The organism is Leucobacter komagatae (assembly GCF_006716085.1).
In the GTDB taxonomy this organism is placed as follows: domain Bacteria; phylum Actinomycetota; class Actinomycetes; order Actinomycetales; family Microbacteriaceae; genus Leucobacter; species Leucobacter komagatae.
In genome coordinates this window covers 1,723,306-1,746,427 of the sequence record NZ_VFON01000001.1, presented here as the reverse complement: position 1 = coordinate 1,746,427, position 23,122 = coordinate 1,723,306, and the positions used below count along the sequence as shown (strand labels likewise).

The 23,122-nt window shown below is 67.4% G+C and carries 20 protein-coding genes; 11 read left to right on the top strand and 9 right to left on the bottom strand.

Annotation, left to right across the window (positions count from 1 at the left end):
• Positions 1 to 259: 259 nt before the first annotated feature.
• The 4 genes from FB468_RS08005 to FB468_RS07990 form a co-directional block, all read right to left on the bottom strand.
• The gene (locus FB468_RS08005; RefSeq protein ID WP_141888200.1) at positions 260 to 1,858 is read right to left on the bottom strand and encodes a sensor histidine kinase; all 1,599 of its coding nucleotides are present in this window, start codon (positions 1,856 to 1,858) and stop codon (positions 260 to 262) included.
• Positions 1,859 to 1,866: 8 nt separating this feature from the next.
• Positions 1,867 to 2,568: a response regulator transcription factor gene (locus FB468_RS08000; RefSeq protein WP_141886873.1), complete on the bottom strand. Its 702-nt coding sequence runs from the start codon at positions 2,566 to 2,568 to the stop codon at positions 1,867 to 1,869.
• Between the two features lie 198 nt (positions 2,569 to 2,766).
• Positions 2,767 to 4,413: a DNA repair helicase XPB gene (locus FB468_RS07995; RefSeq protein WP_141886871.1), complete on the bottom strand. Its 1,647-nt coding sequence runs from the start codon at positions 4,411 to 4,413 to the stop codon at positions 2,767 to 2,769.
• Positions 4,414 to 4,463: 50 nt separating this feature from the next.
• Positions 4,464 to 5,213, bottom strand: a complete 750-nt coding sequence (locus FB468_RS07990; protein ID WP_141886870.1) for a GntR family transcriptional regulator — start codon at positions 5,211 to 5,213, stop codon at positions 4,464 to 4,466.
• 205 nt (positions 5,214 to 5,418) lie between these two features.
• Here FB468_RS07990 and FB468_RS07985 point away from each other — a divergent pair, with 205 nt between their 5' ends.
• Genes FB468_RS07985 through FB468_RS07950 form a run of 8 tightly spaced genes read left to right on the top strand, consistent with a single transcriptional unit; the run spans position 5,419 to position 16,063 of the window.
• On the top strand, positions 5,419 to 6,507 hold the full coding sequence (locus tag FB468_RS07985) for a substrate-binding domain-containing protein (protein ID WP_170219666.1): 1,089 nt from the start codon (positions 5,419 to 5,421) through the stop codon (positions 6,505 to 6,507).
• Between the two features lie 31 nt (positions 6,508 to 6,538).
• Complete coding sequence (locus FB468_RS07980; RefSeq protein WP_170219665.1) at positions 6,539 to 8,038, top strand: sugar ABC transporter ATP-binding protein; 1,500 nt, start codon at positions 6,539 to 6,541, stop codon at positions 8,036 to 8,038.
• Positions 8,035 to 9,006 carry an ABC transporter permease gene (locus FB468_RS07975; RefSeq protein ID WP_141886867.1) on the top strand — a complete coding sequence of 324 codons (972 nt, stop codon included), beginning with the start codon at positions 8,035 to 8,037 and terminating at the stop codon, positions 9,004 to 9,006. Before FB468_RS07980 ends, FB468_RS07975 begins: the two co-directional genes overlap by 4 nt.
• Positions 9,003 to 10,088 carry an ABC transporter permease gene (locus FB468_RS07970; RefSeq protein WP_141886866.1) on the top strand — a complete coding sequence of 362 codons (1,086 nt, stop codon included), beginning with the start codon at positions 9,003 to 9,005 and terminating at the stop codon, positions 10,086 to 10,088. The genes FB468_RS07975 and FB468_RS07970 overlap by 4 nt, the downstream gene beginning before the upstream one ends.
• Positions 10,081 to 10,953, top strand: a complete 873-nt coding sequence (lsrF, locus tag FB468_RS07965; protein WP_141886865.1) for a 3-hydroxy-5-phosphonooxypentane-2,4-dione thiolase — start codon at positions 10,081 to 10,083, stop codon at positions 10,951 to 10,953. The genes FB468_RS07970 and lsrF overlap by 8 nt, the downstream gene beginning before the upstream one ends.
• Before the next feature lie 54 nt (positions 10,954 to 11,007).
• Positions 11,008 to 12,645, top strand: a complete 1,638-nt coding sequence (locus tag FB468_RS07960; protein WP_211359107.1) for a glycerol-3-phosphate dehydrogenase/oxidase — start codon at positions 11,008 to 11,010, stop codon at positions 12,643 to 12,645.
• 8 nt (positions 12,646 to 12,653) lie between these two features.
• Positions 12,654 to 14,144 carry an FGGY-family carbohydrate kinase gene (locus FB468_RS07955; protein ID WP_141886864.1) on the top strand — a complete coding sequence of 497 codons (1,491 nt, stop codon included), beginning with the start codon at positions 12,654 to 12,656 and terminating at the stop codon, positions 14,142 to 14,144.
• The gene (locus tag FB468_RS07950; protein WP_211359106.1) at positions 14,141 to 16,063 is read left to right on the top strand and encodes an SDR family NAD(P)-dependent oxidoreductase; all 1,923 of its coding nucleotides are present in this window, start codon (positions 14,141 to 14,143) and stop codon (positions 16,061 to 16,063) included. Before FB468_RS07955 ends, FB468_RS07950 begins: the two co-directional genes overlap by 4 nt.
• Before the next feature lie 45 nt (positions 16,064 to 16,108).
• Here FB468_RS07950 and FB468_RS07945 read toward each other — a convergent pair whose 3' ends face one another.
• Together FB468_RS07945 and FB468_RS07940 are read right to left on the bottom strand one after the other, a co-directional pair.
• A complete protein-coding gene (locus FB468_RS07945) occupies positions 16,109 to 17,974 on the bottom strand; it encodes a helicase-associated domain-containing protein (RefSeq protein WP_141886863.1) in 1,866 nt (621 codons plus the stop codon).
• Positions 17,975 to 17,986: 12 nt separating this feature from the next.
• The gene (locus FB468_RS07940) at positions 17,987 to 18,253 is read right to left on the bottom strand and encodes a hypothetical protein (RefSeq protein WP_141886862.1); all 267 of its coding nucleotides are present in this window, start codon (positions 18,251 to 18,253) and stop codon (positions 17,987 to 17,989) included.
• 170 nt (positions 18,254 to 18,423) lie between these two features.
• Here FB468_RS07940 and FB468_RS07935 point away from each other — a divergent pair, with 170 nt between their 5' ends.
• The 3 genes from FB468_RS07935 to FB468_RS07925 are packed head-to-tail and all read left to right on the top strand — an operon-like array spanning position 18,424 to position 19,928.
• The gene (locus tag FB468_RS07935) at positions 18,424 to 18,801 is read left to right on the top strand and encodes a cold-shock protein (protein WP_141886861.1); all 378 of its coding nucleotides are present in this window, start codon (positions 18,424 to 18,426) and stop codon (positions 18,799 to 18,801) included.
• Positions 18,794 to 19,447, top strand: coding sequence for a DUF3027 domain-containing protein (locus FB468_RS07930; RefSeq protein ID WP_141886860.1), 654 nt, complete (start codon positions 18,794 to 18,796; stop codon positions 19,445 to 19,447). The genes FB468_RS07935 and FB468_RS07930 overlap by 8 nt, the downstream gene beginning before the upstream one ends.
• Positions 19,448 to 19,466: 19 nt before the next feature.
• Positions 19,467 to 19,928, top strand: coding sequence for an ASCH domain-containing protein (locus FB468_RS07925; RefSeq protein WP_141886859.1), 462 nt, complete (start codon positions 19,467 to 19,469; stop codon positions 19,926 to 19,928).
• Positions 19,929 to 19,942: 14 nt separating this feature from the next.
• On the opposite strand, the gene FB468_RS07920 is transcribed toward FB468_RS07925, so the two are convergent.
• From FB468_RS07920 to FB468_RS07910, 3 genes are all read right to left on the bottom strand, one after another.
• Positions 19,943 to 20,938: an IS481 family transposase gene (locus FB468_RS07920; protein ID WP_141886858.1), complete on the bottom strand. Its 996-nt coding sequence runs from the start codon at positions 20,936 to 20,938 to the stop codon at positions 19,943 to 19,945.
• A gap of 104 nt (positions 20,939 to 21,042) precedes the next feature.
• Positions 21,043 to 22,095, bottom strand: coding sequence for an LppP/LprE family lipoprotein (locus tag FB468_RS07915; RefSeq protein WP_141886857.1), 1,053 nt, complete (start codon positions 22,093 to 22,095; stop codon positions 21,043 to 21,045).
• A gap of 192 nt (positions 22,096 to 22,287) precedes the next feature.
• Positions 22,288 to 23,076, bottom strand: a complete 789-nt coding sequence (locus tag FB468_RS07910; RefSeq protein WP_141886856.1) for an alpha/beta fold hydrolase — start codon at positions 23,074 to 23,076, stop codon at positions 22,288 to 22,290.
• Positions 23,077 to 23,122: the final 46 nt, after the last annotated feature.

The following is a 23,122-nucleotide window of genomic DNA, read 5'->3' as shown; positions in this document are numbered from 1 at the left end:
GCGCCGCCCGCGCCAGCATGGCTGCCACACCTTCGGTCTGGGAAGAGCCGAAGATAGCACTGGAGCACCGAAACGTGGCAGATATTGCGCAGACCCCAGATGCTGGGGTTGGGGTTGGGGTTGGGGCTAGGTGCTTGGACCTGGGGCTGGGGTTGGGACTGGAAGCTGGGTGCTGGTGTTGGTGCGGGTGCTGGGGCTTGAAGCTGGGGCTGTGCGGGCCAGAGCTAGGCACAGCCCCAGGCTAGGTCCGAGAGCCGCCCTAGGAAGCCGCTGCCGGATGAGGGGCCGCCGCCGGAAGGTCAACCCTGAAGGTCGCCCCGCCGCCCGGGGTATCGTGCACCGAGACGGTGCCGTGGTGCGCCTCGACAATTGACTTCACGATCGCGAGGCCCAAGCCCGAGCCGCCGGTTTCCCGGTTGCGCGAGCTGTCGGCCCGCCAGAACCTGCCGAAGATCTTCTCGCGCACTTGCTCGGGGATACCCTCGCCGTGGTCGACGATCTCGAACCGCGTCATCGCCTGCGGCTGCACGGTCTTGATCACGCCGGTGCTACCGGTCGCGGGCGACGAGCCACCATTGCGCTTCGAAGGCGCGGCATCCGCGGGCGCCGCCTCAACTGGCGCTGCCGGGGCGGGGAGCGCGCTCACAACGATCTCGATCGGGCTGCCCTCGGGCGTGTGTTGCTTGGCGTTGCCGATGAGGTTCGTGATGAGCTGGCGAATCTTGTTCTCGTCGCCCAGCGCCTGCGGGTTGTTCGGGTCTTCGACAACGCTGATCTCGCGGTCGGGCGCACCCGCGCGCGCGTCGAGCGCGGCGTCTCGTGCGAGCTGGTTGAGGGGGAGCGGTGCGAGCTCAAGCGGCCTGCGTTCGTCAAGGCGTGCGAGCGCCAGGAGATCCTCAACGAGCGAGGTCATACGGATGGCCTCCTTCTCGATGCGTTCCATTGCCTGGCCCACCTGATCGGGAGTCTGCAGCGCCCCCATCCGATACAGCTCGGCGTAGCCGCGCACCGAGACCAGCGGGGTGCGCAGCTCGTGGCTCGCGTCGCCGACGAAGCGGCGCATGCGCTCGATCGTGCGCTCGCGGTCTTCCAGGGAGCCGTCGAGTCTGTCGAGCATCACGTTCAGTGAGTCGCCGAGGTGGCCGACCTCCGTGTGCGGGCTCGCGACGAGGATGCGCTTGGAGAAGTCGCCGCGAGAGATCTCGAGCGCCGTCTGCTCGACCTCGGCGAGCGGCAGCAGCGTCGTCGTGATGAGGATGCGCGTGAGCGCGGCGCCAAGCAGGATCACGGCGATACCGAAGCCCGTGAACACGATCACGTACTGTGCGACGAGCTGGTTGATGATCGTCGTAGAGTCGGCGATGAGCAGTGCGCCCGAAGCGTGCTTCCCGCCCTGGCCGTCGACGACGTAGAGTATCGTGACGACCGAGCGCCAAAGCGTGCCGTCGGCGCTGCGAATGTCTTCGGGCGTCGACGAGGCCTTCTCGTGTGCCGCGGCGGCTTGCAGTGTGAAGCCGAGGCGCTCGACGTCGGGCAGCGAACCGGGCCGACGGTCGCGCGAGTTGTCAAAGCGGACCTCGCCGTTCGCGTCGAGCACGGCGACGTAGTAGCGGCCGTTCGCCGCGACCACGTCGTCCTGCGTCAGCTGCTGCGTGTCCGCGCCCGGGGCGAGCACGATCGTCGGGTCGTTGCGGATCTGCGAGAGCTCAGCGCTCTGCTGATTAATGAGGATGGGGCGGAGCACTGAGAAGGTGCCCACCCCCGCGACAATGAGCCCCAGGAACAGAATGAACACCGTGACGATGGTGATCTTCGTTCGGAGTGAAACGTCTGCCCAATGGCTCCCGAAGTCGCGCAGCTGTGTCACTAGACTCCGTCAGCCTTCAGCATGTACCCGAAGCCACGCTTCGTCTGAATGAGCGACTCGTCCGTGAGCGGGTCGAGCTTGCGGCGAAGGTACGAGATGTACGACTCCACGATGCCCGCGTCGCCGTTGAAGTCGTACTCCCAGACGTGGTCAAGAATCTGCGCCTTCGACAGCACGCGGTTCGCGTTCTGCATGAGGTAGCGCAGCAGCTTGAACTCGGTCGGGGAGAGCTCGACGGAGGTGCCGGAGACGGTGACCTCGTGCGTATCCTGGTCGAGGCTGATGGGCCCGACCTCGAGCATGGTCTCCTCGTCCTCCTGGATCGTGCGGCGAAGCACCGCGTTGATCCTGGCGATGATCTCGTCGAGGCTGAACGGCTTGGTGACGTAGTCGTCGCCACCGACATTGAGGCCCTCGACCTTGTCCTCGGTGTCATCCTTCGCGGTGAGGAAGATGATCGGGGCGGTGTAGCCTGCCGAGCGCAGCCGCTTAGTCACGCTAAACCCGTTCATGTCGGGGAGCATGACGTCGAGGATGATGAGATCGGGCTCTTCCTCGAGCACTGCTGAGATGGTCTGAGCGCCGTTTCCTACTGACCTGACGCCGAAGCCGGCGAACCGAAGGCTGGTGCTGAGCAGCTCGCGAATGTTTGGCTCATCATCGACGATGAGGATCCTGGGGCCTTTTCGTTCAATGTTCATGTCCCCAGTCTCTGATGATTTGCTATGAACTGGCTGGAAGCTCGCGCACCGTGTCGACGATTCGCCTCACTTCGCGCGGTCTCCTCTCTCCCACGCTCCATCGGAGAGAGCCATTCCTGCAGGAGAGGCCCTTGCCGGCAGTGGGTTTGGGGCACTTTGGAAGGGAAGGTGCAGTCCGGCGGCAGTGGGCGGGGCCGGCTAGCGCACCGCCGCGAGGTCCTCCGCATCAAGGATCGTGTACGCGTACCCCTGCTCAGCGAGGAAGCGCTGGCGGTTCTGCGCGAAATCCTGGTCCACGGTGTCGCGCGCGATGAGCGTGTAGAACGAGGCCTTCACATCGGTCTGCTTGGGCCGGAGAAGCCGGCCGAGGCGCTGTGCCTCTTCCTGGCGCGACCCGAACGAGCCCGAGATCTGGATCGCGACAGAGGCGTCTGGGAGGTCGACCGAGAAGTTTGCGACCTTCGACACGACGAGAATCTTCTCCTCGCCGCTGCGGAACGCGTTGAACAGGTCTTCGCGATCGTTCACGGGGGTCTGCCCGGTGATGAGGGGCGCGTTGAGCGCCTCGGCCATTGACTCGAGTTGGTCGATGTACTGGCCGATGACGAGGATGCTCTCGCCCTCGTGCCTGTCGATGATCTCGCGGGCCACACGCTCTTTCTGGGCGGTGGAGGAGGCGATGCGGTAGCGATCCTGATCTTCCGCGATGGCGTACTCGAGCCGCTCGCTCTCGGGGAGATCGATGCGAATCTCGAAGCACTCAGCTGGCGCGATGAATCCCTGCGCCTCGATGTCTTTCCATGCCGCGTCGTAGCGCTTCGGCCCGATGAGGCTGAAGACGTCGCCCTCGCGGCCGTCCTCGCGCACGAGCGTCGCAGTGAGGCCGAGGCGGCGGCGCGCCTGCAGCTCGGCGGTGAGCTTGAACACGGGCGCGGGGAGCAGGTGTACCTCGTCGTAGACGATGACGCCCCAATCCTGGGCATCGAGGAGCGAGAGGTGCGCGTACTCGCCCTTCCGCTTGCTCGTGAGGATCTGGTAGGTCGCAATCGTGACCGGCTTCACCTCTTTGACCTGGCCGGAGTACTCGCCGATCTCGTCTTCGGTGAGGTTCGTGCGCTTGAGGAGCTCGTCGCGCCACTGGCGTGCAGAGACCGCATTGGTGACGAGGATCAGCGTCTTCGCACCGACCGCGGCCATCGATGCGGCGCCAACGAGGGTCTTGCCCGCGCCACAGGGCAGTACGACGACGCCGGACCCGCCACGCTGGAACGCTTCGACGGCCTTCGCCTGGTAGTCGCGGAGCTCCCAGTCGCCCTCCTCGAGCGAGATGTCGTAGGGCTCGCCGGGACGGTATCCCGCGAGGTCTTCCGCGGGCCAGCCCCTCGCAACGAGCTGCTGCTTGAGTTCGCCGCGAGCCCACGCCTCGACGGGCGCGGTCAGGTCATCGATCTTGTTGCCGAGCAGCGGCGCGATCTTCTTCGCCGACGATACCTCGCGCATAATTGCGGCGTCGTCAGAGCGGAGGATGAGCTGGCCCTCGGCGTCGCGTTCGATGGTGAGCCGGCCATACCGGCGCATCGTGTCGGCGATCTCTGAGGCGACGCCGCTCGGCACGGGGAACTTCGCGTGCCGGTTCAGGGTGTCGAGGATCTCTTCGGCGGTGTGACCGGCGGCGCGCGCGTTCCACAGGCCAAGCCGAGTCACGCGGTACGTGTGGATGTGTTCGGGGGCGCGCTCGAGCTCAGCGAAGACTGCGAGTTCGTGCCGCGCATCCTCGGCGTCGGGGTGCGCAACCTCGAGCAGCACTGTGTGGTCGCTCTGAACGATGAGGGGGCCGAGAGTCATAACTGGCCATTCTACCCCGGTTCGCTGCGCATTGGTGGTGTGTGACGGTGCTACCGAATGCCCAGGTAGAACCTGTTGCCATCGCTGCGGTGGAGCGCGTGATAGCGCTCGAACGGAACTCCCTGCGCATCCCAGGCGATGGAGTCGATGGCGAGGATCGGGTCTTCAGGGCGCAACTGCAGGAGCTCTGCGTCTTCGACAGACGGATTCACCGCGCTGATCCAGCGGTCGGCGCCGGAGGGGTGTACCCCGTAGTGCCTGCGCAGGTGGTCGTAGAGCGACTGGTTCTCGAGGTTTGCGCGGGCGAGGTTCGGAAAACGCCGCTCCGGGAGCACCGTGTCGACAAGCAGCCAGGGTGCGGTGTCCACAAAGCGCAAACGGCGGAGCCGAATGACGGGCTCGCCGACCGTGATCTGGAGCTCTTCGGCGAGCTTCGCGTCGGCGGCATCGGTTTCGAAGTTGATGACCCTGGTCGTGATGATGCGGCCGGTCGCTTCGAGGTCGGCCGAGGAGCCCATCATCGAGCCGACGAACTTCAGCTCGGGTCGGCGCGGTGAGACAAACGAGCCGCGCGCCCGCACCTTGTAGATGAGGCCCGCCCGCACGAGGTCTGCGAGCGCTTCCCTCACCACGGTGCGCGAGACCCCGTAGCGGTTGATGAGCTCTGACTCCGAGGGCAGCGCCTGATCGGGGAGGAGACGACCCTCATCGATCTCTTCTCTGAGGGCGCTTGAGAGCTGTTGCCACAGGGGCGCGTCCGCGTAGCGGTCGAGTGACCCTGGTGCGGCTGAACTCTGCATTGCTGGCCTTCCTGACTGAGCGATGGTCTCGCCCGAGCATAACGGTTTGCGGGTGGTGCACGCTTCGGAATTGACAGCGGTATGACTTCAACCTAATCTAGTCACGACCAACTCGTCATTACCAGTTGGTTATTACAAGGTGATGAAGATCTTGTGGCACGGAAAAGAATTTCGAGCCGCGCAACGGAGCGACCAGGAGACAACAATGAAGTTCAAGATCAACCGCCGCCTGATCGGCGGAATTGCGGCCGCAAGCGCAGCGGCGCTGCTGCTCGCCGGCTGCTCCGGCGCAGCGAAGCCCGCCGATGACGGCCAGGCCGGAGGCGACCCAAAGGGGTTGAAGATCGCCCTGTCCAACGGGTTCGTGAACGGCTGGCGCCTCACCCTCATCGACAAGTTCGAGAAGGAGGCCGAGAAGCTCAAGGGCGAGGGAATCGTCTCCGAGTACTCGGTCGTGAACGCTCCCGGCGAGAACAGCGCAACCGAGCAGGCTTCGCAGATCCGCAGCCTCATGCTCCAGAACCCTGACGTGCTCATGGTGATCCCCGCATCGTCGACGGCCCTCGTGCCGGTCGTCGAAGAAGCCTGCACCGCAGGCATCAACGTCGTCATCCTCGACGCTGACATGGACACCAGCTGCGGCACCGTCGTGCGCAACGACTATGGCCAGTGGGGTGCTGACTCGCTCGAGCCCGCGCTCGAGGCCATCGGTGGCAAGGGCAACGTCATCGTCAACCGCGGCGTCATCGGCTCGCAGCCGGAGGAAGAGTTCAACGCGCGCCAGCAGGAGATCCTCGCGAAGCACCCCGACGTGAAGGTCGCGGCCGAGGTCAACGGCTTCTGCGACGCGGCAACGGCGCAGAAGGAGATCGTCGCGATTCTCGGCTCGATGCCCGAGATTGCCGCGGTTCCCGGCTGCATCGGCGGCATGGGCGTCGTTCAAGCGTTCGAATCGGCCAACCGCGAGGCTCCCGTTGTCGTGTTCGACACCGACGGCAAGTCGCTGAGCTTCTGGAAGGACAAGGGCATCGACAACGGTTCGTTCGCCGCGCTCACCGACCCTGGCCAGGTCATCGCTGCCATCTACGTTGCGCTCGCGAAGGAGCGCGGCGAAGAGGTGCCCGACCAGGTCGTGCTGCCGCTCGTGCAGGTCACCAAGGACAGCCTCGACTACTGGGTAGACGCCCTCGGCGCCGACGAGTACGCCGCCAACCAGTGGGATGAGGCCTCGACCGAGGCAGCCATCAAGGCGCTGCTCGCAGGCGAAGACGTCCAGGCTCCGGCCCAGAAGTAACCCCGGTCGACCAGCTCACAAGGAGAATCCGATGACGACCCAGACGGAGAGCACCCGCGTGGCGGGGGCGCAGCCCGGGCCCGACCTGCTGCGAGCAACAGCGGTGTCGAAGCGATACGGGAATACGCTCGCGCTCGCGGGAATCGATATCACGGTCGCAGCGGGGGAGATCCTCGGGCTGGTCGGCCACAACGGTGCTGGCAAGAGCACCCTCATGCGGGTGCTCGCCGGCCGCGAAACCACCGACACCGGATCGGTGGACTGGCACGAGGGCGGCGCGTGGGATCAGCGCGCCGCCGCTCGCGCCGGAGTGCGCATGATCTACCAAGAGCTTGCGCTGTGCCCCGACCTCACGGTCGCCGAGAACATTGCGCTGTCGAGCGAATCTGCTCGCGGTTGGAGCTGGAAGAAGCGTGCCGAGCGCCAGGTCACTGAGACTCTCGACCGGGTGTTCCCCGGCCACGGGATCAGCATTGTGCGGCGCACCAGCTCGCTCTCCATGCCCCAGCGCCAAATGGTCGAGATTGCCCGGGCAATGTGCACCCCCAAGCTCTCCATGCTGATCCTCGACGAGCCCACCGAATCGCTGAGCATGGACGCGACGAGGCAGATGTACGCGGCGCTCGGCGAGCTCGCGGAGCGCGGTGTCGGCATGGTGCTCATCTCGCATCGCATGCAGGAGGTGCTCGCGAACGCCGATCGCATTGCAGTCATGAAAGACGGCAAAGTCGTTGAGATCCTGCCCGCGAGCGAGACCGACGAAGATGAGCTGCTGTCGATCATGGGTGGCGGCGTTCACGCCGACACCGCAGTGATGCAGAACGTCGAGGTGATCGACGAGGCGCCGGTCGCGGCTGCTGGCGAGACCGTCGCGCAGATCGGTGCTGGCGATACCCCGTTCACCGTGCGCAGCGGCGAAATCATCGGCCTTGCCGGCCTCGCGGGGCACGGTCAGGAGCAGCTGCTGCAGCGGCTGTGGGCGGGATCGCGTGGGGTCGACGTGCGTGGCCGCAGGGCCTACGTGCCCGGCGACCGCCAGACGAGCGGCATCTTCCCGCTCTGGTCGGTCGCTGAGAACCTCACCGTCTCCGCCGCGCGCCAGCTCTCCGTCGGCGGCGTGATCTCGGCCGCGCGCGAGCGGGTGCTCGCCGCGGACTGGGTGCAGCGCCTGAACGTGAAGGGCGGCGCGAAAGCGCCGATCACATCCCTGTCTGGCGGCAACCAGCAGAAGGTGCTCGTCGCACGCGCCTTCGCAACCGATGCGCCCCTGGTGCTGCTCGACGACCCGTTCCGCGGCGTCGACGTCAAGACGAAGAACGAGCTGTACGCCCTCATGCGCATCGAGGCTTCCCGCGGCCGCTCGATCGTGTGGTACTCAACGGAGAACGGCGAGATGGCGCACTGCGACCGCGTGTACGTCTTCCGCTCCGGCCGGATCGTGAGCGAGCTTGCGAACGAAGAAATTTCCGAGGATCGGATCATCGCCGACTCCTTCGGCGTAGACCCCCGGCTGACGGAGGAGAACCGATGAGCACAACCATTTCGTCCGCGCCGAGCGCCCGCGAGCGCATGCGCGCCGGGGCCCAGAACGGCTCGCCCGCGCTGCTGTCGTTCATCGCCCTCGCCGTGATCTTTGCGGTCACCGCCTCGCTCCAGCCCGGCATCCTGAGCGTTCCCGGCCTCACCCTCATGCTCATGTCGTCGGTGCCGCTCGTGCTTGCAGCCCAGGCCCAGATGATCATGATGAGCGTTGGCGATATTGACCTGAGCGTTGGCTACCTTGTCGGGCTCGTCACCGTGATCGCGGCCAGGCTCCTGGCCGATTCGCCGCTCATGGCCGTGCTGCTCATCGCTGGCATTCTCGCGGTGTACGCGGTGCTCGCGTACGTTGTGCAGCGGCACGGGGTGCCCTCGATCATTGTGACGCTCGGCATGTCGTTTGTCTGGCTCGGGATCGGCCTGCAGATCAGCCCGACGCCCGGCGGCGAGACACCGGCCTGGCTTTCCGTGATCTCGCAGTGGCGGCCGACTGGCTTCCCGGCACCGATCGTGCTCATCGCGCTCGCCACGCTGCTCGGCTGGTTCATCTCTCGCCATGCAAAGGTCGGCATGCGCATCCGCGCTCTGGGTTCGCAGGCGCCCACGCTTGAGAAAGCCGGCGTCTCGCTCATCGGCACGCGCATCAGCGCCTACGTCATCGCGGCCGCAATGCTGGTGCTCGCAGGCCTCCTGCTCGCGTCGCAGACCTGGTCGGGCGACATCAACTCGGCGAGTGAGTTCACTCTCATGACGATTGCCGCGGTGATCCTCGGCGGCGGCACGTTCTCCGGTGGCCGCGCGCTGCCCGTCGGCGTCACGATTGGCGCCGTCACGCTCGGCCTCATCACCGTGCTTCTGAGCCTCATCAACCTGCCTTCGAGCCTGCAGTCTGCGGCACAGGGCATCATCGTGCTCGCCGTGCTCGCGGGTCGAATCATCACGGAGAGGATTGCGCGATGAACACGCAGCTACACTCTGACCGCGCCCCGCGCCGGGGCTTCGTCTGGCCCGCCTGGGGGTGGTCACTCGTCGGCGTGCTCGTCGTCTGGGGCATCATCATCTCCGTTCGCCCAGGGGCCCCGTTTGACCCGCTCACGCAGGCGCTCTCGCTCGCGCCATTCCTCGTGCTCGTCGCGCTCGGACAGATGCTCGTCATCACGCTCGGGCCTGGCAACATCGACGTTTCCGTTGGCACAATCATCTCGATGTCCTCGTACGTGTCGGTGCTCGTCGCGTCCACGGCGGGCCCACTCGCCGGTGTGCTTGCGGGCATCGCCGCGGGCCTGGCCGCCGGGCTCGTGAGCACCGCCGCGATCCTCTTCTTGCGAGTGCCTCCCATCATCGCGACGCTCGCGACGAGCCTCATCGTGACGAGTGCGACCCTGCTGCTCGCGGGGTCGGCCCGCGGGGGCGCCCCGCAGTCGCTGCGCGAGCTCGTGAACGCGAAGGTACTCGGCGTCCCGGCTATCGCCCTCTTCGTGCTCGTCGTCACCGTCGTGATCTGGTTCGTGCTGCGTCGCACCCGATTCGGGCACTCGGTGATCGCCGTCGGCCAGAGCGCGAAGGCGGCGGAGCGCGCGGGCCTGCCGGTCACGCTCGTCACCGCCTCCGCCTACATTCTCTGCGCTGGCTTTGCAGGCCTCGTTGGGGCCCTGCTCGCGGCGTTCATCTCGCCGAGCACGGTGCTCGGCACCTCATACATGCTCGACTCGATCGCGGTCGTCGTCATCGGCGGCACGCTCATCTCGGGTGGCCGCCCCGTACCGATCGGCGCGTGGACCGGCGCGCTCTTCTTCGTGCTGCTCTCGGGCCTTCTGAACCTCGTCGGGTGGTCCGTGGGCGCGCAGAACGTGCTCAAGGGCGTGCTCGTTGTGCTCGTGGTGATCGTCGCCTCGCTCGCGACGGGCACCGGCCGCTCGAACCTCTCCCGGCTCAAGGCATCGGTCTCGCCGGCGCCCGCCGCAGCGGTGACAGCAGCACCAGCAGCGGCACCCGATTCACACGCTTCCGTTTCACAACAAAAGGAGAACACCAATGGCTGACCTCGACGACCTCCGCGAAGGTACCGACTTCACCGGCGGCACCGCCGCGCGTGAGGGCTTCCACCTCAAGGGCCAGGCCGGCCAGGACTGGGGCATGAAGGCTCGCCTGTCGCGCATCTTCGACCCCCGCGACGGCAACACCGTCATGCTGGCGTTCGACCACGGCTACTTCCAGGGCCCGACCTCAGGCCTCGAGCGCCTCGACCGTTCGATCGTGCCGCTCGTGCCGCAGGCCGACGCGCTCATGTGCACTCGCGGAGCGCTGCGCACGACGATCCCCGCTGACAACGGCAAGGGCATCGTGCTCCGCGCCTCGGGCGGGCCGAGCGTGCTGACCGACCTTTCGAACGAGGAGATCGCCGTTTCGATCGACGACGCGGTTCGCCTTGACGCCGCTGCGCTCGCGGTGCAGGTGTTCGTCGGCGCCGAGAACGAGACGAAGTCGATCAAGAACATGACGACGCTCGTCGACCAGGGGCAGGCAGCCGGGATTCCCGTGCTCGCCGTCACCGCCGTCGGTAAGGACATGGTGCGCGACGCCCGCTACTTCCGCCTCGCGACCCGCATGAGCGCAGAGCTTGGCGCAGCGTTCGTGAAGACCTACTACGTCGAAGAGGGCTTCGAGACCATCACCAGCGCGTGCCCGGTTCCGATCGTCATCGCCGGCGGTAAGAAGGTGTCGGAGCCCGAGGCTCTGCGCGTCGCGTACCGCGCGATGCAGGAGGGCGCTGCGGGCGTCGACATGGGGCGCAACGTGTTCCAGTCGGAGCACCCGGCGGCCATGCTCTCCGCCGTGCGCGGCGTCGTCCACGACGGCCTCACCCCCGAAGAGGCATTCGACCTCTACCAGACACTCGCGAACTGATACCACCTCGATGGGCGCCCACCGGGCGCCCATCGGTCTGAAGGGACCCCTGCATTGCCTACCCTCCGTACTTACGCCGAACCGAGCGCAGCCGACGTCGTCGTCATCGGCGCCGGAATCAACGGCCTTGCGATCACCCGCGAGGCGGCTCGGCGCGGCCTGAACGTCGTGATGATTGACCAGGACGACCTCGCTGCACGCACCTCGGCGATCTCCTCCCGCCTCATTCACGGCGGCCTGAAGTACCTTGAGCGCTTCGAGATCCCGCTCGTCTTCGAGTCGATCCGGGAGCGCAACATCCTGCTGCGCACGGCGCCGCACCTCGTGCACCCGTACCCGATGCTCATTCCGTTCACGAAAGACGGCTCGCGGCCGGGCTGGCTGCTGTCGTGCGGCCTCATCTTCCATGACGTGCTCTCGGTCGGGAAGAAGCTGCCGTTCAACCGCATCGTGTTCTCGCGCGGATTGAAGCGCGACTTCCCGGGCATCGCGGCCGGCGGAGTGAAGTGGGGCGGCCTGTTCCAAGACGCGCACGTGCCGGTCACCGAGCGGTTCGCGGTGGAGATTGCGATCGACGCCGCGCGCAATGGCGCGACGATCCTGACCCACACACCGGTGCTGTCGCTCATCCACGAGGGCGGGCGCGTCGCCGGCGTCGTGTACCGCGACCGCGAGTCGGGCGAGCAGCGGTCGCTGCGCGCACCCGTTGTGATCAACGCGGCGGGCCCGTGGGTCGATTCGGTGCTCGACCTCGATGGCGAGCACGAGCGGAAGATCGGTCCGACAAAGGGGAGCCACCTCGTCGTTGACGCGTTCCCCACCGCACCTGACAAGTGCATCTTCTTCGAATCGCCCGACGACAACAGGCCGATGTTCGTCTTGCCGTGGCACAACGGGAAATACATGCTCGGCACGACAGATCTGCCGTACGCCGAGTCCATCGACGAGATCATCGCCGACGGAGACGAGACTGACTACCTCTTGCGGGCGGTCAACACGATCCTGCCCGGTGCGAAGCTCACGAGCGACGACGTTCTGTGGTCGTACTCCGGCGTTCGCCCGCTCCCGTACGTCGCCGACCTCTCCGACCCGTCGTCGGTGACGCGCGACAGTGAGATCGTCGCCCACGACGGCGACGCTCGGGGGCTCTTCACGCTCATCGGCGGAAAGTACACGACGCACCGCGCGCTCGGCGTGCAGGCGCTGAAGGTGATCGAGAAGGCGCTCGGTGTGCCGCACCGGCGCTCGCAGACCGACAGGCTGCCGTTCCCCGGCGCGCCCGCGGTCGACGTCGATGAGTTCCGCGCCCGGTTTGTTGCGGCGAGCACGCTCCCGCAGCGCACCGCCGAGCGGCTCGCGGCGGTTTACGGCGAACTCGCGTGGGAGGTCGCTGCGTTCGCGGCTGAGGATCCTTCGCTCGCGGAGATCATCGACGACGAGACCGGCGCCATCGCGGCCGAGCTTGTCTACGCCGTGCGCGAGGAAGGCGCGGTCACGCTCGAGGACGTGTTGCTTCGGCGCACGACTATCGCGTTGAATAGCGATGTTGGGCTCACCGTGGCGCCTCGGGCCGCCGCGGTGCTCACGCAGCACGTGGGGTGGACGCAAGAGCTCGCGGATGAGGAACTTGCGCGCTACCGGCACGCTGTGCGGCGGTTCGCACCGCGCGCGCTGCGTGTGGAACAGGGTTAGGGAGAACGATGAAGACCTGTGTCATCGGAATTGACGTCGGGCTCACGAGTGCGAAGGCGGCAGCCTTCGACGAAGCGGGCCGCGAGATCGCGACGGTGTCGGCACCGAACCCCCGCGTCGCCGTCTCGCGGGAGCGCCAGGAAATCGACATGCGTGCGCTCTGGGACGTCGTCGCGGGCGTGCTGCGCGAACTGCAGGGCGGGCTCGCCCGTGACGGCTGGGTCGTGCGCGGCATCGGTGCCACGGGCCACGGCAACGGGCTCTACCTCGTCGACGAGCAGCTCGCGCCGGTGCGCACCGCGATCGCGTCGACCGACAGCCGCGCCGAGCGGATCGTCGCCGAGCTCGACCCCGAGTGCGTCGAGTCGGTGCGCCAGATCAGCGGCTCAATCCCTTGGGCTGCGCAGCCGGGGGTGCTGCTGCGGTGGCTGCACGACAACGAGCCCGAGACGCTCGACGCAGCTGCATGGGCGCTCACCTGCAAAGACTGGATCACCGTCTGCCTCACCGGCGCGCCCAGCGCCGACCTGTCTGACTCGTCGGGGTGTGGGCTTGTGAACCTCCGCACCCGCGAGTATGAGCCGGCCGTCTTCGACATGCTCGGGGTGCCGCGAGACCTCATGCGGTTGCTGCCCGAGCTGCACCCGTCTGACGCGGTTGTCGGGGCTGTGACTGCCGAAGCCGCCGCGCTGACGGGCCTGCCCGAGGGCGTTCCCGTCGTCGCCGGCTGCATGGACTGCGTGGCGAGCCCGCTCGGCGCAGGATCGACCGAGAGCGGTGACGTCACGGTCATCGTCGGTACGTGGGCCATCAACAGCGTTGTGGTGCCGGCGAACGCCCAGCCACCGAGGGTGACCATCAATGCGCTGCTTCCCGACCCGCGCTTCATGCTCGCGATGGAGGTCGCACCGACATCAGCGGCGAGCATTGAGTGGGCGGCCAACGTGCTCGGTGATCGCGCGGCTGGCCCCGTCACGCCGCGAGAGCTCCTTGAGGCGGCGGGCAACGTCCCGCCGCTCGCCGACGGGCTGATCTTTCTTCCGTTCATCCACGGCGCCCCCGAGCACCTTGGTGCGTCGGGCACGCTGCTCGGAATCAAGGGCAGCCACGGGTACGCGCACGTCGCGCGCGCGGTCGCCGAGGGCATCACGCAGTACCACCGTGTGCAGATCGAGAAGGTGACGAGCAGCGACGCCGAACTCAGCGAGGAGCCCTGGACCCTCGCCGGCGGTGGCGCGAAGAACCCCGAGTGGGCGCAGATGTTTGCCGACGTTGTCGGGCACCCGATGCGCAGGCAGCTCGGTACCGAACTTGGGGCGCGCGGGGTGGCCTCGCTCGCGGCGACCGGTATCGGCTGCGACATGACTGCGTGGCGGGTCGAACCCGACCCCGAGCTTGTCGTCGAGCCCGGCCCCGAACAAGAACAGTACGCCGCACAGGCCGCGATGTTCGACCGCATCATCACCGCAATGGGACCCGTCTGGGAGGAATACAAGTGACAACCGAACTGCAGCGCGACCTCGACGACATCGTCCGCGTCAGCCGAGAGCTCGGTGGCGAACCGTCGCTCGTGCTTCACGGCGGTGGCAACACGTCGATCAAGACCACGGGCACCGACGTCACCGGAGCACCCGTCGACCTTGTGCTCGTCAAGGGCAGCGGGTGGGACCTCGGCACGATCGAGGCACCGGGCTTCGCCCCGCTGCGCCGCGACCGGCTTGCGGAACTCCTCACCCTCACCGAGCTCGACGATGTGACCATGGTGAACGAGCTGCGTCAGGCCTCACTCGACGCGGCCGCGCCGACGGCATCGATCGAAGCGCTGCTCCACGCCTACCTTCCGGGGAAGGCCGTGCTGCACTCGCACGCGAACGCGATCGTCACGCTCACAAACAGCGGTCTTACCGACGCCGAGATTCTCGCCGTGCTGGGGGAGCGCGTGCTCGTGCTGCCCTACGTCATGCCCGGTTTTCCACTCGCGCGGCTCATCGCCGACAGCGACGTGTCGGGCGTCGACGCGGTGGTGCTGCGCAACCACGGGCTCTTCACCTTCGCTGACGACGCCGACGCGGCGTTCGCGCGGCACCGCGAGCTTGTGGCGCTCGCTGAGGCGAGCCTCGGCGTCGGCACGTGGGGCGACCCCGGAACGCGGGCGCCAGCCACAGGCACCGCCGCAGAGCTCGCGACGCTGCGCAGAGACGTGTCTCGGGCGGCCGGAACCCCCATGCTCGTGCGGCAGACCCGCTCCGCTCGCGGCGCGGAGTTCGCGGCCCGCCCAGAGGCCCGCCAGCTCACGAGTCGCGGCACCGCGACCCCCGAGCACGTCATCCACACGAAGCGCACCCCGATGGTCGGCCGCGACGTCGAGGCGTACGCGGCCGAGTACCGCGCCTACTTCGAGCGGCACGCCGCGCGGGCGAACCCGAGGGTGTCGCCGCTGCACCCCGCCCCTCGCGTTGTGCTCGACCCCGAGCTCGGGCTGCTGGTGACCGGCGCGACGACCAAAGAACTTGGGGTCGCCGGCGACATCGCGCTGCACACGCTCGACGTGATCGACGCAGCCGACGCGATCGGCACGTACGGCTCGATCTCGGAGGCTGAGTCGTTCGACATCGAGTACTGGACGCTCGAGCAGGCGAAGCTCGCCGGGAAGCAGGCGAAGCCGCTCGGGGGAGAGGTGGCGCTTGTCACGGGCGCCGCGTCGGGCATCGGCCGGGCCATCGCCGAGCTGCTGCTCGCGCAGGGGGCCGCGGTCGTCGGGGTCGACCTGAACGCCGAGGTCGCCACGCTCAGCGACAGTGATGCGTGGCGCGGCGTTACGGGCGACGTGAGCGCGCCAGAAACCATCGACGAGGCGATCGCGACCGCGGTACGCGAGTTCGGCGGCGTCGACATGGTCGTCGTCGCAGCGGGGATCTTCCCGCCGAGCCAGGTGCTTGCGGAGCTCGATGACGAGGTGTGGGATCGCGCCTTCCGCGTCAATGTCACGGCAGTTGCGCGGCTCTTCCGAGCGGTGCATCCCGTGCTCGCCCTTGCGCCCAGCGGGGGCCGCGTCGTGCTCGTGTCGACGAAGAACGTCGCCGCTCCCGGCCCCGGTGTCGCCGCGTACTCGGCGAGCAAGACGGCTGCCGCACAGCTCGCTCGCGTCGCGGCGCTCGAATGGGCCGCCGACGGCATTCGGGTGAACCAGGTCGAACCCGACGCCGTATTTGACACCGCGATCTGGACCCCGGAATTGCTCGCGGCGCGCGCCGCGAACTACGGCCTGAGCGTGGAGGAGTACCGCACCCGCAACCTGCTGCGAACTGAGGTGCGCAGCACCACGGTCGCCGAGGCGGTCGTCGCTTTCTGCGAGCGGTTCCCAGCAACGACCGGCGCACACCTGAGCGTCGACGGTGGCAACGACCGCGTGATCTAGCCGCGGGAGCAGCGCGGGGGGAAGCCGTGGAAAACGGCGCCTCAGCTACGCGAGCTGGCTGATCTCGGTGATCGCGTCGAGCGGCAGTGTCCGTTCGACGCCAGCGGTCTCGTCGAGCGCGCGCATGCGGCCGCCAGCGAGCGACACCGGCACAATGGCGAACGTGCGCGTCTCCCCGCGGATCTCGACAGTCACGCTGAGCCTGGTGCGGTCGCGAATCGCGAGCGTAATGAGCCTGCTCGTGTCGGTCGGGCCGTCGCTCGCCGAATCGAGCACCCGCTCGATGAGCTCCTCCGCAGCCGTGGCTTGCCGTTCGGCGGGGCCCGGAGCCTCAGCCGCCCGGCGTGCACCACTCGGGCGAAGCGCAGACGTCGGCGCCTCAGGATCCTGCTGGGCGACGAGGCCCTCCGCGCCGCGGGCGGGGTAGCGCGCGTCGAGCAGGGCCGCGAGCACGTGGTCGGCGCGTAGCCGCGAGAGGAGCGAGGGCGCCGCGAGGTCTGCTGGGTCGTCGGAGGGGTCGAAGCCAACATCTGTACCTGGGCCCGGCTCGTGCAATTGCAGGTGGGCGAGCCTCCTGTCGACGAGCACCGTCGAGCGCAGCTCGGGGCGGGCGAACGTGACGCGGCTGCGCCACTGCTCGCTCAGGAAGGGGCGAACAACGATGCTCCCGGCCCGCTCACTCAGAGCGGTGATGAGGTAGTCGACGGGCTGAGGGATGCCGGTGAGGGCGAGCCCGCCGATGAGCTCGCGAATGTCGTCGCCGCTCAGGCCCCGGTGGAACGCCTCGGAGAGCGTCGCCTCCGAAATGCGCAGCGTCGAAGCGACCCCGAGCTGCTCGGGCAGCGCGATCGCCGCGAGTGCCGCCTCGTCGTCCGCGCCGAGCGTGCCGGGGACGATGACCGAAAGGTCTGGCTGAATGTAGATCCCAGCGGCGGGGTCGGGGAACCCGAGCTCGATACCCACAGCGGTATCGTCGGCCGCGGCGGCGGGCAATTGCGACAGCTCGTTGAGGATCACGGTGGCCCCGACATCGCTCACCGACCCTGCGACGGTCAGGCCGATCCGCTCCCAGAGCGCGGCGGTGTGCTCGATCGCCGTGAACGTCGTCTCCGTCGCAAGCGGAAAGCGCGCAGGGAATCGCCCGATGACGGGCGGGATCGCGGTTCCTGGGCGCAGCCCAGCGAGCATCTCCAACAGTTGCACGGGCATGAGTGAGACGGCGGCGCGGGCGAGCAGGAGCCAGCGCTCCTCATGCTCGGCCCGGAGCCAGTTCGCGCCGGTGGAGACGCACACCCCGTCAGCCGGGAACGCGAGGTCTGCGGCGCGCACGAGCGTGACGAGGTCAGCGGGGTGCGGGATCGCGAGCCGATCCTCAACCGCGCGCAGCCACGCCGAGGCAACGTCGCCGTTCCGGTTCAGCTTCGCCGGTGAGCGCTCGAGCTCACGGAGAATCCACGCCGTCTGGCCCGTCGCCGTGAGTGCGGCGGCGAACCAGGAGGAGGTGTCCGACCCCTCTGGGGCTGCCGGGAAGCCCTCTCCCGGGTCGCCGTCAAGCACTTCGCGACGCGTGAGCCCGCGCGCCGCGAGCAGCGACTCGAGCGCCGCACTCACCTCGGGGAGCGCCACGTCGCCCGCGCCGAGCAAACCTCGCCCGCGCAGTCGCTCGGCGGCGAGGGATCCGGACACGTTCGCGCCACCGCCCTCTTCCGCGCCGATCAGCCGCGCGAGATCCTCCCACGGCAACAGCGTGAGCGCCTGTGAGATTGACTCTGGCTTGAGCAGCTCGGCGGCGAGGTCAAGCGGATCGTGCACTGACCCAGGCGCGGCCACGCGCCGGGAGCGCACGAGCGACGTCAGCCCCGCCCGATCGAGCGAGGCGATGAGCGAGGAAAGCGCGAGTGTGCCGCTCACGGGCGAACCCCGCTAGTTGGTTCCGCGGCGAGCGTCTCGGCTGCGGCGGCGCTGCGCGAGCACCAGCAAGATGATGAGGAGGACGAAGCCAGCGGGGAGGGCGAACAGCGAGATGCCGTAGACGACAGGCCAGAAGCCCTCTGCGACAGCCTGACGGTTGCTCATGCCGACGATGAGCGTCGCGAAGAAGGAACCGAGGGCGACAACAATGATGGAGACTGTTGCCCACGCGAGGATCCGCTCGAAGAGCGACGGGTTGCTGGTTTCTTCGGTGCTCATTCCACCGAGTTTAGCGCTCGCCGGTGTGTGACAGCCCAGCTCTGTGATTTCGCACAGTCTCAGAGGGCAGAACGGCTAGACTGCTAGTCAACGCGTGGCGAGACGGCCGCGCTCACATACTTCGGCCAGTGGGCCGCTGCGGTACGAGCCGCGAAGGGAAAGGGCGAGACATGCCGAACGGCAAGGTCAGGTTCTACGACGAGGACAAGGGCTTCGGGTTCATCCAGGGCGAGGACGGTCAGCAGGTGTACCTGCACGCCTCGGTGATTCCCGATGGCGTCGAGGTGCGGGCCGGTAGCCGGCTTGAGTACAGCGTGGGCGAGGGCCGGCGCGGCCCTCAGGCGCTGTCCGTCCGCGTCATCGATACTCCGCTCCTCGCGAAGCGCAGCCGGAAGTCTGCCGACGAGATGGCGTTGATCATTGAAGATCTCGTGAAGCTCCTCGACAGTGTTGGCGGCAAGCTCAAGGGCGGCCAGTACCCCGAACGGCAGGCGTCGCGCCAGGTCGCGACGATGCTGCGCCGAGTTGCGGATGACTTCGATGTCTGAGCCGAACATCGATCCAGGGCTCCCTGAGGCAGACGTAGAGGTCGAGGCCGCCGAGCCCGAAGCGGCCGAGTCCGCTCCCGCGACCGCCGACCCGATGCTCTTGACCGCTGAATCGCGGGCGCAGGCGAAGGCCGCGCTTGAGGAGATCACCGATCCGAAGACCATTGGCGGTGACGCCGGCTTCGAGGTGCACGACGAGCGCACCGTGACGCTGTACTTCGAGAGCATGCTCGCGGGGTACCCGGGGTGGCGTTGGGCCGCAGCCCTCGCGCGCGTCGACCAGGATGCTCCGGTGACGGTGCTCGAGGTCGAGCTGCTGCCAGGCGAGGGTGCGATGCTCGCGCCCGAGTGGGTGCCGTGGTCGGAACGCCTCGCACAGTACCGCGACGCACAGTCGCGCCAGTCTCGGGAAGCCGCGGCCGAGCGCGCGGCCGCGGAGGAGGCGGCAGAAGAACTCGCAGACTTCGACGAGGCCGATGAAGACGCGCTCGAGAACGACTACGCGGACTTCGATGACACCCTTGACGGCGTCGACCTTGATGAAGACGAGCTCGATGAGGATGATCTCGATGACTCAGACGATGCCGCTGAGGATGACGACGACCACGACTCGGACGCTGACGGCGAAGACGCTGACGGCGACTAGCTCCTGAGGACCTTGCACCATGGCTGACGACCACAGCGTCGCCGAGTTCTGGGAACGCTGTCGGGCGAACGTCTCGGGCCTCCCGATCGCGCTCCCTGAGGCGTGGGCATTCGGCGCGACTGTTGAGCACGCCGACAGCCTGCTTCGGCTCGTGCTAGACGGCATCAAGACCGGAACGGCCTCGTCAGTGTGGGACTATGAAGCGACGGGAGGCCCGCTGCCTGAGGTTGGCGAGCTCAGCATCATCCTTGACGGCGGGCAGCGCCCCCGAGCCCTGATCGAGACGACGCGTGTTGAGATCGTGCCCTTCGACCAAGTGTCTGAGGAGCACGCTCACGCGGAGGGCGAAGACGACCGCACCCTCGCCTCGTGGCGCGTGATTCATGAGCGGTACTGGCGCTCGCACTCAGAGGGCCCCAAAGGCTTCGAGCCCCAAATGCCCGTGCTGTGCGAACGCTTTCGGCTGGTCTACGCCGGCTGACCGAGACGGTCGGGCTAGGTGTACTGCCCGGGGAGGTTGCTCGATAGTCGTGCGACTGGCGGGAGCTGCCCGATGGCCGAGTGGGGCCTGTGCTGATTGTAGTAGTGCAGCCACGCGGGAAGTGCTTTCCGTCTCGCCTGCTCTGAAGAGTAGTGCCGACTGTACGCCCACCCGTCCGCGAGGGTGCGATGGAACCGCTCGATTTTCCCGTTGGTCTGCGGCCGGTACGGGCGTGTCCACTTCGGTGTGATTCCCAAGCCGCTGCAGGCATCACGCCAGGCGTGAGAGCGGTACGCGGATCCGTTGTCCGAGAGCACCCGCTCGACCCGCACCCCGCGATCTTGGAACCAGGACACGGCCCGCTGGAGTACTCCGATCGCGGTCTCGGCCCGCTCGTCATCGTGGATCTCGGCATACGCGACTCGGGAGTGGTCATCGATCACGGTGTGCACGTAGGCGTGCCGCATCAGCACGTCACGCCTACGGCTCCGTTCCTTCCCGGGAGTCGCAGCCCGGTTCTTCCCACCCTGGACTCGTCCGACCGTGCGCCAGCCTCCTCCGTCAGGAATGTTGCCGAGCTTCTTCACATCGACATGGATCAGGGAACCCGGATGCGGGTGTTCGTACCTGCGGGCTGGTTCCCCGGTCTTCCGGTCGATGTGGGAGAGCCGGTTCAACCGTTCCCGCACCAAGACTGCGTGAACCGTGGAGGGTGGAAGCTGCAGGAGACCGCCGATCTCGACCGGGCCGAGTCGGCGCGTGATCCGCAGGTGCTTGATCTTCCGCACGATCGGGCGCGGGGTCTGGTTCGGGTGGGCGTGCGGGCGAGAGGATCGGTCGGTCATGCCGGCGATCCCATGCTCGGCGTAGCGTCGAGCCCATTTCTGAGCGGTCGGCCAGGCGACGTGGAAATAGTCAGCGGCGTGCGCGACTGTCCATCCTTCATTGATGATGAGGCGGGCGATGCGGAGTCGTTGGCGTGGGGTCAGGGCTGCGTTAGCGTGGGACACGAGAACCTCCGGTGTAGAGCTGTAGTGGTAGCAGCTCCACTCTGCCCGGAGGTTCTCGTCTCTGTCACGGAGTCCAGATCAAACAACGACCCTGGACACTACAGCTAGGTGGGCGGGAGCGCGCCCTCGCGCACGACCGACTTCGTCTCTGGGGCCCACGTGAACGTCGAGTGCGCATCGCCCGCATCCGACTGGTAGTCGGCACGCAGCGCGTACTTTGAGACCCGGGTGACGGTCACGGTGCCCTCAAGCGCGGTGTCAGAGTCTGAGCCCACGAAGTCGCCGTAGTGGAACAGGAGCACCCGGGCAGCCGTCGAATCACGATCCGCTGACGCGGGCAGGAGCGCCCACGACAGCGGCATGCACGCGTCGAACGTGTGCTCCGCAAGCTCGATGGCGCGGTGGACATCGTGCCCGTGATCTCCCGCTGCTGCGAGCTGTGCGGCCGCCCGCTCGATCGCCGGCTTCGCAGCGTGGTCAACGCACGACGTCGTCACGGTGCGCGCGAGGCTCGGGTTCGCGGCGAGGATCGCGTCGACGGCTGATTGCTCGTAGGAGTTCGCCGCGTTCTCGATGAGAACGATCCAAACATCGCCCACGAACGAGTGGGAGACGCCGATCGCGCCACGCATATCGCCCGTCGCGATGGTCTTCGTGAAGACCGTGGCGGGGCCGCGAGTGGACTCGGCGAAGTCTGCCCCGCGGAGGTCGTTGATGAGTGGCTGCATTGCAGACTGCGGTAGCTCAGCGGTGAGCTGGTAGAGGTACACGCTGTCGAGGTAGATCACCCAGTTGCAGCTGCGCTCTTGCACAACCGATTTCACCGCCGTGAGCGCGCCGGGGGTCGCGAACTCGTTGAACATGGCCCTGTCGGTCTCGCCGAACTTCGCGGTGATGCGCTCGCGCCCGAACGACGTAAGAAAGTCGGTCTGTTCGGCCTCGGCGGCCGGGTTCACGGCGTCGCACTGCGGGATGGTGATCGCGGCACTCTCGCCGGTGCCGGCTCCCGTATCGACGAGCCCGGGCGGCGTGGGGGTCGCCCCTGTGTCTTCCCGCTCCTCGGGCTGCGACTGGCAGGCGGCGAGGAACGGAGTGAGCGCAATGAAGAGGGCGCCCAGGGCGGCGGCGACCCACGCACTCGCGTGTCGCTGTCTCATGTCGCTACCCCACCCGCCCGGCGGACGCCCGGCGCATTCGTTTCCACGCTAGGGGATTTCTACGAGAAAACCAGGTGAATCAAAACAATCCGAACGTTTCTGGTCACCGAACGCGGGCCCCGTCGGGCATTCTGGGAGCCCGTGCGAGGCCGGCCCGATGATTGCTGCCCGCTCCCGACCGGTCGTTGTGCGTCAGCGTAGCCTGTGACTCGCTGCCCGCGATAGCCATTCCCGCACCAGCGCCCCCACTGCCTCGGGTTGCTCGATGTGCACGTTGTGGCCCGCGCTGTCGAGCACCGCGAAGGTTCCGCGCGGGTAGTGGTCAGCCGCGGCGAGCCCGTCAGCGAACCCGACGACGTGATCTTGCCTGCCGAAGACGTGCAGTGCTGGGGCGGTGAACGGTGCCGGGTGTTCCAGCTCGGGCACGTAGGCGTCGGTATAGGTCGCGTTGAGCCGGGCGAGCACCCGCAGCTTCGCTCCGCGAATGCCGGGCAACACGAACCGTTCGAACCCGCGCAGCGCGGCCTCGGTGTGCAGCACGGCCATCTCCTCGAACTCAGCGCGTGCCTCCCCGGCGAGCTCAAGGACCCGCTCATCGTGGATCAGGATCTCGCGCGGCGGGAGCTCACGCAGCGCGCGGTCGAGTTCGAAGGCGCCGGCGAGGGTCGCGAGCCCCAGGCACTGCGGCGCGAGGGAGTGCGCGACATGGCGCGCCACCATTGCGCCAAACGAGTTCCCGATGATCGCGAAGGGTTCATCGCTGACGATTTCGCGAACCTCGGAGAGCACGGCGTCAGCGACTTCCTTTGGGGTTGCCGCTCCGGTGTCGGTTGCCCCCTCAGCCCAGGGGAGGTCAACGTAGACGCGCCGCCAGCCGGTGTCTCCGACCATCTCCTCGAGCGGCAGCATGATGCGGTGGTCGACACCGAATCCGTGCACCGTAATGAGGGGGAAGCCATCGCCGTGAGTCTCTGCAATCACCCTACGAGCCTAGCCACACGGGGCGCAGCCGCTTGCGAGGGACCGG

What these genes read in the sequence shown, in the direction of transcription:
- FB468_RS08000 (WP_141886873.1), bottom strand. Translation starts at nt 2,568, where the DNA reads ATGAACATTGAACGAAAAGGCCCCAGGATCCTCATCGTCGATGATGAG.
- FB468_RS07995 (WP_141886871.1), bottom strand. Translation starts at nt 4,413, where the DNA reads ATGACTCTCGGCCCCCTCATCGTTCAGAGCGACCACACAGTGCTGCTC.
- FB468_RS07990 (WP_141886870.1), bottom strand. Translation starts at nt 5,213, where the DNA reads ATGCAGAGTTCAGCCGCACCAGGGTCACTCGACCGCTACGCGGACGCG.
- FB468_RS07985 (WP_170219666.1), top strand. Translation starts at nt 5,419, where the DNA reads ATGAAGTTCAAGATCAACCGCCGCCTGATCGGCGGAATTGCGGCCGCA.
- FB468_RS07980 (WP_170219665.1), top strand. Translation starts at nt 6,539, where the DNA reads ATGACGACCCAGACGGAGAGCACCCGCGTGGCGGGGGCGCAGCCCGGG.
- FB468_RS07975 (WP_141886867.1), top strand. Translation starts at nt 8,035, where the DNA reads ATGAGCACAACCATTTCGTCCGCGCCGAGCGCCCGCGAGCGCATGCGC.
- FB468_RS07970 (WP_141886866.1), top strand. Translation starts at nt 9,003, where the DNA reads ATGAACACGCAGCTACACTCTGACCGCGCCCCGCGCCGGGGCTTCGTC.
- lsrF (WP_141886865.1), top strand. Translation starts at nt 10,081, where the DNA reads ATGGCTGACCTCGACGACCTCCGCGAAGGTACCGACTTCACCGGCGGC.
- FB468_RS07955 (WP_141886864.1), top strand. Translation starts at nt 12,654, where the DNA reads ATGAAGACCTGTGTCATCGGAATTGACGTCGGGCTCACGAGTGCGAAG.
- FB468_RS07940 (WP_141886862.1), bottom strand. Translation starts at nt 18,253, where the DNA reads ATGAGCACCGAAGAAACCAGCAACCCGTCGCTCTTCGAGCGGATCCTC.
- FB468_RS07935 (WP_141886861.1), top strand. Translation starts at nt 18,424, where the DNA reads ATGCCGAACGGCAAGGTCAGGTTCTACGACGAGGACAAGGGCTTCGGG.
- FB468_RS07930 (WP_141886860.1), top strand. Translation starts at nt 18,794, where the DNA reads ATGTCTGAGCCGAACATCGATCCAGGGCTCCCTGAGGCAGACGTAGAG.
- FB468_RS07925 (WP_141886859.1), top strand. Translation starts at nt 19,467, where the DNA reads ATGGCTGACGACCACAGCGTCGCCGAGTTCTGGGAACGCTGTCGGGCG.
- FB468_RS07915 (WP_141886857.1), bottom strand. Translation starts at nt 22,095, where the DNA reads ATGAGACAGCGACACGCGAGTGCGTGGGTCGCCGCCGCCCTGGGCGCC.